Raw genomic sequence first — 6,290 nt, forward strand, 5'->3', positions numbered from 1 at the left:
AGCTGAGGACGCTGCGGACCTGCAGCCGCACTCACGAGCACCTCGGCCCCTCACGCTACGCACTGCTTCAACCTGCATGGATGGAGTTTCGGCAGGCACAGGGTCCCCGGTGTCACCAATCGGTGTTCCCGTAGCCAGCCGGGTAGGCGTCGGACCAACGCGGCGGGCATCGCGCGATCGGTCCAGTCCAACCGTGGGCGAGGGTTGGTTCGGCGCAGCACGGCGACTTCGTGCCGCAGCACGAGCAACTCCACGTCCTTGGCCGCCGATGACCGACCGAGCAGAACCAACCAGCCGACGACCCGGATGAAGATCAGGTACAGCAGTCGTAGCACCACGCCCCACGATCATGCTCCTACCGCCCATGGTGCGCGATCACCGCAGCTCAGTGCCTCAGTGCAGAGTCCTGAAACCTCACAGGGCCGTGGCCGACCGGTGCCGGACTCAGGTCGACGACGTGTCCGCGAGGATGCGTGCCAAGGTACGCTGGCCCATCTCGGTCATGGCCGGATTGCTCTCGACGTAGTACCAGGCGGCTCCCATCGCTTGTTCGAAGGCCCACGCCTTACCGCGCTGCCACTCGAGGTCGTCGCAACCGAGGACGTCGCGGAACGCCTGCCGTGGCCCGGGTTCGAGCAGGTGCCAAGCACCTACGAGATCCAAAGCGGGGTCCGCGGGACCCAGGCCGCCGACATCGATGATCCCGGTCAGGCGCCCATCGGACACGAGCACGTTGCCGGGGATCAGGTCGCCGTGGGTCATCCTGTCGCCGGCGGTACCACGCGGCAGGTTGCGCAGGGCGTTCCACTCGCGGCGAAGCCTCGGAACGTCCAGGAGTCGTCCGCTGTTCCCGAAGCAGATTTCCATCCACGCGTCGTGGGATCGCAGGTCCCCTCCTCGGCCTTTCCCGTTGAACGTCCGGCCCCGTGTGTCGACAGCGCGCACACCACGGATGAACTCGGCCAGGTCGTACGCGAACGCGACGGACTCGCCCGGGTCCTCCTCCGCGGCCACGACCCCGGGCAGCCAGGTCTGCACCGACCACGGAAGCGGGTAGCCCGTCCCGGGTTCACCCAGCGCGACCGGCTCCGGTGTGCGGAACCGCGTGCGACCCGCCAGTTCTCGGGCTGCTTCGGCCTCGGACTCCAACCACCGCCGCACCGACCCGACCTCGCCGGGGCGCAAGGGGAAACGAGCGGCGAGCCGATCGCCGATGCGGAAAATGGCGTTGACCGTCCCCCGCGAAGCGACACCCGTCACGGGCAGGCCCCGCCACCGAGGGAACTGCTCATCGACCAACCCGCGCACCGTCTCCAGCGCCACCGTCAGTTGATCGGCATGCATCTGCACGACAATGAGCTTCATTCACTTCGATCACCGAGCGCAACCCAGTTCTCTGTCGAACCACCGCCCACGAGTGCAAACGCAACAGACGGTCGTCGGCATGTGCGGACGTGTAGTCGGCCGTGGGCTTCGGCGCGATCAGCTCGGACTTGCCGTCGAGGTCGGCGGTCATGGGTCTTCGGGTAAATCGGGGGCGGCCTACGTGCGTGGTCGATACGATCCGCGCATCTCATGGAGTAGATCAGTGGCAGATCACCCCGCTTGGGACGGGGAGGGCGCGGGTTCGATCCCCGCCTCCATGTCCGGCCGACCGTGGAGTCCGCAGTGTCCGATCAGGTCCACACCGCTTCGTCCGGTTACGCGACCGGTCAGCTGGCGCGGGCGTTGGCCGCGGCGGTCTCCGCGGGTACCGAGGCCGACCGCGAGCGGGCGCTGCGCAAGCTGCGGCGCTGGGAGGATGTCGTTAGCGGGATGGCCGACGGCATGCTGACGGTCGGCTCCCGCACCCCGGTCGCGGACACCCCGGCGTGGGTGACGCTGGAGGTCGCGCACGGCGGATTCGCGACCGGTGGGTACCTGGCCGAGGTGCCGCTGTCCGAGGACGAGGCGGCCCGCGTCGCCTCCTTCCCGGACGACGTGCCCGGCAGGAACGAGCGGGAACGGCTCAACTCCTGGTACCTCGGCGACGCCGGCCAGGCCGAGCTGCTGGACGCGATCCGCAGCGGGCACTACCGGGTCGAGGTGCCGGAGGACGCGGCGCTGCCCGTCGTGGCGTTGCTGCTGGACAGGGGTTTCCCGGAGCAGGCGCTCGACCTGGTCGCCGAACTGCGCCCGCTGATGCACCGGCTGCGGCTGACGCCACGCTTCGAACCGGTCCCCCGGCCTTCGGGCGCAGCCGTCCGCCTGACCTCGGTGAAGGACGCCGCCGCGTCGCTGCGTTCCGCGCGGGTGCCGGTGCAGCTGGCCAAGATGCGCGACGCGCTGACCGTGTGGGATCCGCTGTACGACCGGCTGGTCGCGTTGTGGTGCCGCACCGTCGACCACGAGCTGCCGCACGTCGAGGAGAACGGGACCGTGCGCGGCGGCTGGCCGTGCCGGACGTGGCCCGCGGACTGGGCGGCGGCCAGGACCGAGTGGCTCGCGGACTTCGCCGAGACGTCTCGCACCCACGCACCCTCGGGCAGGCAGACCAACCCGAAGAGCAACTTCGCGAGACTGCGCAGCGCGCTGGAGTCCTGCCCGGACGGCAGCGACGCGCTCACCGCGCGGGAGGTCGGCTGGATCCGCCGCGTCATCGCGAGCACGGTGAGCCACCGGGGCGCTCCGGGAACCGGACAACGCGACGCGTGGCGCACCGCCCAAGTGGCCACCGTCGCGGCGCCGACTCACGCCGCACTCGCCGGCGTGCTCGCGGGCAGGCTGGACCGGTACCCGGCGGACGGCGGCCTGCCGTCGCTCGACGTCGCGACGGCCGCGGTGTCCGAAGCCGAGGCGACCGACGAAATCCCGTACGGCACGACGATGCCGGACCACGTGGTGCACAAGGCGGCGCGGTCGCTCGAAGCACCGGCGGACGAGCTGGTGCGCCTCGGCGTGATCACGTCGGGGGAGACGCTGGCGGTCGTGCTGCCGCAACTCACCTCACGGCTGCTGAGCGCGGCGATCGACGACCCGGTCGTGGCGGGGCTGCACGAGCAGACCTACACCGCGTTCCGGCGTCGCCGCGGCCTGCTGTTGCTCAACCTCGAACACCAGGTGCGGTTCACCGAGCTGCCCTGGGTGGACGCGCTCGCCCCCTACCGCTCGCCCAAGCCGGACAACGCCGGGGCCGCACATCGCGCCCTGCGGCAGACCACGATGCTGGCGCTCACCGCGTTCCCGCACGCCCTGCTGCCGAACCCGCTGGTGACCGAGCTGAGGACGCTGGCGAAGCAGGCAGGCCTGGAGCTGCCGCTCGTGGAGGAAGTGGCCGCGGACATCTTCACGGGCACGTTCACCACCAAATGGCGCGAGGCCGGCGCGGTGGCGAGCCGTCTGCTGGCCGGCACGCCCTACGCGAACTACTACGACCTGCCGGCGGACTGGCCCAAGCCCCGGCGCGAGAGGATGCGTTGGAGCAAGCACACCGCCGAGGACTTCTCGGAGCTGTGCCGGGAGCGGGCGGGCACCTCCGGCGGCTCCATCGCGGCGAACGGCATGGTGCTGGAGCAGAGTCAGATCCTGACGACCCACAACCTCGCCGTGCTGGTCGACGGCCTGAACCTGACCGACGAGCTGCGCGAACGCGCGCCGGAACTCGCGTGGCAGGCGTTCGGCTGGCTCGTCCGCAGGCTGACCCAGCGCGCGGCCCACCGGCACGCGGCGCTGATCCAGGTGAAGAACGCGGCCTACGCGTGGCGACAAGCCCTGTTCCTGCTCGCCTTCTGCGAGCCCGCCGTGCAGCTCGCCCACGCGGAAAGGCTGGCGGGCGAGGCGCGCGGCACCGCACTCGAACCGGCGGTCGAAGGTCTGCTGCACGTGCTTCACGGTGGCCGTTTCACGCCAACGGGAACCGTGCAGCACGGCACGGCCGTGCGGTTCCTCGGCTGGGCCGAGAACACACACCCGCTCCTGACCCCCTCCGGCCACAGCTGACCCTGTGGGGTGCCAGAAATCGGCCATATGGTCTGACCTGCGGTTACGCGGCTGTGGGTTCGTACTCGTCGATCAGGCCGTCGAGGACTGGTCGGCGGCGTGTCGACGGCAGCCCGATGATTTGTCGAGCGGTACAGCGCAACTCGGCGTGAGTCGACTCTATAGTTTCAGTGTTGATTGAACCACTATTGTTGTCAGGTATTGGGACCGCAATCGTGAATTTTTGTGGCGTGATGGTCAGCCGAGGTCTTCGAGCCAGAGGACGCGTTCGACGACGATGCGTTTCTGTTGTTCGAGGATGAGGTAGACGATGAGGCCGTCGCCGTACCCGTAGACGAGTTGGCGCAGGGCGCCGTGGGGGTTGGCGCGGTGGTAGGGCTCGCCGTACCAGGGTTCGTGGGTCAGCAGGGTCATGGCCTCGGACAGTGGTTCGTCGGCCTCCGCCGGCAGTGCGTGGATCTGGTCCCAGACCTCGTCGGGGAGTTGGATCTGGTAGGTCACCTATCGGCCGCCGCGCTCCGTCTGCAGTTCTTCCCAGGTGCGCAGTCGTCCGGGTGTCTGGCCGGTGGTGAGGGTCTGGTCGATGCGGCCGAGCATCCGTCGGTGGGTGGCGGGGTCGTGCCGGGTGACGGTGGCGATGCGCCACCACTGCTCGATCACGCTGCGGACCGGTTCGAGGCTGGACTCGGCCGCGGCCCGGCCCAGGGCGTGGCGGCAGTCGGCGTCGAAGGCGTCGCGTTCCTCGGGCAACAGTGCGGCGCGGATCGCCTCGGGGGTCTTCTCGACCTCCGGCGATGGCGGGTGCGCGGCTGCTGCGGTCACATCGACACGATAGCGGGTCGGCGTCGACGGTGGCCCGGCGACAACGACACAGTGGTGCGTGTCGTTGTCGCCGGGCTGGCGGCTACGACCCTTGTCCTCCGCGTCGACCGATGCATTCGCTGTCCGGGCCATATGAGGGTCGGATGCGCGACCGTCGCAGTCGGCGGTCCGCGGATCGTCAGGGAGCGGAGGAGTGCGTGGGAGCGGATGCTGGGAGCGGAATGGGAGCCGTCGGACGCGTTCAACAGCGTTGAACCGCATTCAACGGCTCCCAACGGTCACGCATTTTCTGTGGTAATTCTGTTTCCGCTGGTAGGGGATTTATTTTGGCTTCATTCACACCGGAGAGGTCACTGGTTCGATCCCAGTATCGCCCACAATGTGTTTGTGCAGGTCAACGGCTCGTAGACGATCTTCGTCTGCGGGCCGTTGATCGTTTCGGGGAGCAAATGGGGAGCAGACGATCTTGACCACCTCCGTATTTGCGGAGGTGGTCAGGGGTTCGTGCTCCCCGTCTGCTCCCAGCGCCGCTGCAGTCCGGCGATCATGGCCTCGATCATGGGCTCGGTGACGTGGGAGTAGACGCCCATGACGCCGCGGAACTTGTGGCCGATCCTCTTGTGCTGCAGCACTTCGGGCACGCCGTCCTCGATGAGCCAGGTCTTGTGGGTGTGGCGCAGGTCGTGGAAGTGCATGTCGGGGGCGATGCGCGGCCGGGTGGTGTCGCCGCGCAGGGCGGGCAGCCATACGCGGCGGCGGAAGTTGGAGCGGCGGTGGAAGCCGCCGTCGGGGCCGGTGAACACGAACCGCGCGTCGGGGTGGCGGTCGTGGTGGGCGTCGAGCAGGTCGGCGAGGAACGGCGGCAGGTGCACGACGCGGACGCTGGCCGGGGTCTTGGGCGGGCCCAGGGTCAGCCGCCCGCCGACCTCGTGCAGGGCGCCGTCGCGGGCGTCGACGCGGATCTCGCCGATGCCCGTGTCCACCCGTGACCACTGCAGCCCGGTCAGTTCACCCCAGCGCAGCCCGGTGTAGGCGGCTGTGACGATCAGGGCGGCGTTGTCGGGCGATGCCACGCGGGCGGCCAGGCCGGCGATCTGCCCGGCGGTGGCGTGCGGCCGTTCGGGATGGTCTCCGGTGGTGAGCCGGAGTTTGCGGCAGGGGTTGGAGCCGATCAGCCCTTCGTCGACGGCTTCGCCGAGGATCCGCGAGAGCAGGCCGACGATGTCGGCGACGCTGCGCTCGCCCAACGACCGGCGCAGTTGCTTGGCCCAGACCTTGACGGGACTTCACCCCGGATGTTGGACACGGGGTTATGCGGCGCGGGTCAGCGTAGCCGGTGTCGGGGTGAGGCTGTTCTCGTAGTCGATCGGGGACATCTGGCCGACGTGGGAGTGGCGGCGTCGGGTGTTGTAACGATGCGCCCAGCCGAACACCGCCAGCCGTGCCTCCCTTTCACTGCACCAACTCTGGGCGCCTTGTAGCGTCTCGCG

The 6,290-nt window shown here is 69.2% G+C and carries 6 protein-coding genes, 1 tRNA gene and 1 pseudogene; 2 read left to right on the forward strand and 6 right to left on the reverse strand.

The window, feature by feature from the left end; genetic code table 11:
• Positions 1–50: 50 nt before the first annotated feature.
• Both CKY47_RS35880 and CKY47_RS35885 read right to left on the reverse strand, forming a co-directional pair.
• Entirely contained in the window at positions 51–338 is a 288-nt protein-coding gene (locus tag CKY47_RS35880) for a hypothetical protein (RefSeq protein ID WP_306750843.1), read from the reverse strand.
• Positions 339–444: 106 nt separating this feature from the next.
• Positions 445–1,365, reverse strand: a complete 921-nt coding sequence (locus CKY47_RS35885) for an aminoglycoside phosphotransferase family protein (RefSeq protein WP_306750844.1) — start codon at positions 1,363–1,365, stop codon at positions 445–447.
• A 209-nt stretch (positions 1,366–1,574) separates the two neighbouring features.
• Here CKY47_RS35885 and CKY47_RS35890 point away from each other — a divergent pair.
• Together CKY47_RS35890 and CKY47_RS35895 are read left to right on the forward strand one after the other, a co-directional pair.
• Positions 1,575–1,646 (forward strand) — tRNA-Pro (locus CKY47_RS35890).
• A gap of 22 nt (positions 1,647–1,668) precedes the next feature.
• Complete coding sequence (locus tag CKY47_RS35895) at positions 1,669–3,978, forward strand: hypothetical protein (protein ID WP_306750845.1); 2,310 nt, start codon at positions 1,669–1,671, stop codon at positions 3,976–3,978.
• 237 nt (positions 3,979–4,215) lie between these two features.
• Here the strand turns inward: CKY47_RS35895 and CKY47_RS35900 are convergent, their stop codons facing one another.
• From CKY47_RS35900 to CKY47_RS35915, 4 genes and pseudogenes are all read right to left on the reverse strand, one after another.
• A complete protein-coding gene (locus CKY47_RS35900) occupies positions 4,216–4,479 on the reverse strand; it encodes a hypothetical protein (protein ID WP_306750846.1) in 264 nt (87 codons plus the stop codon).
• A complete protein-coding gene (locus tag CKY47_RS35905) occupies positions 4,480–4,800 on the reverse strand; it encodes a DUF6247 family protein (protein ID WP_306750847.1) in 321 nt (106 codons plus the stop codon). It lies immediately after the preceding gene.
• Positions 4,801–5,294: 494 nt separating this feature from the next.
• Positions 5,295–6,047, reverse strand: coding sequence for a tyrosine-type recombinase/integrase (locus CKY47_RS35910; protein WP_306750848.1), 753 nt, complete (start codon positions 6,045–6,047; stop codon positions 5,295–5,297).
• Positions 6,048–6,110: 63 nt separating this feature from the next.
• Positions 6,111–6,290, reverse strand: a pseudogene (locus CKY47_RS35915) (IS3 family transposase); the annotation flags it as partial.

The sequence above is a fragment of the Saccharothrix longispora genome, assembly GCF_030852425.1.
Classification (GTDB): domain Bacteria; phylum Actinomycetota; class Actinomycetes; order Mycobacteriales; family Pseudonocardiaceae; genus Actinosynnema; species Actinosynnema longispora.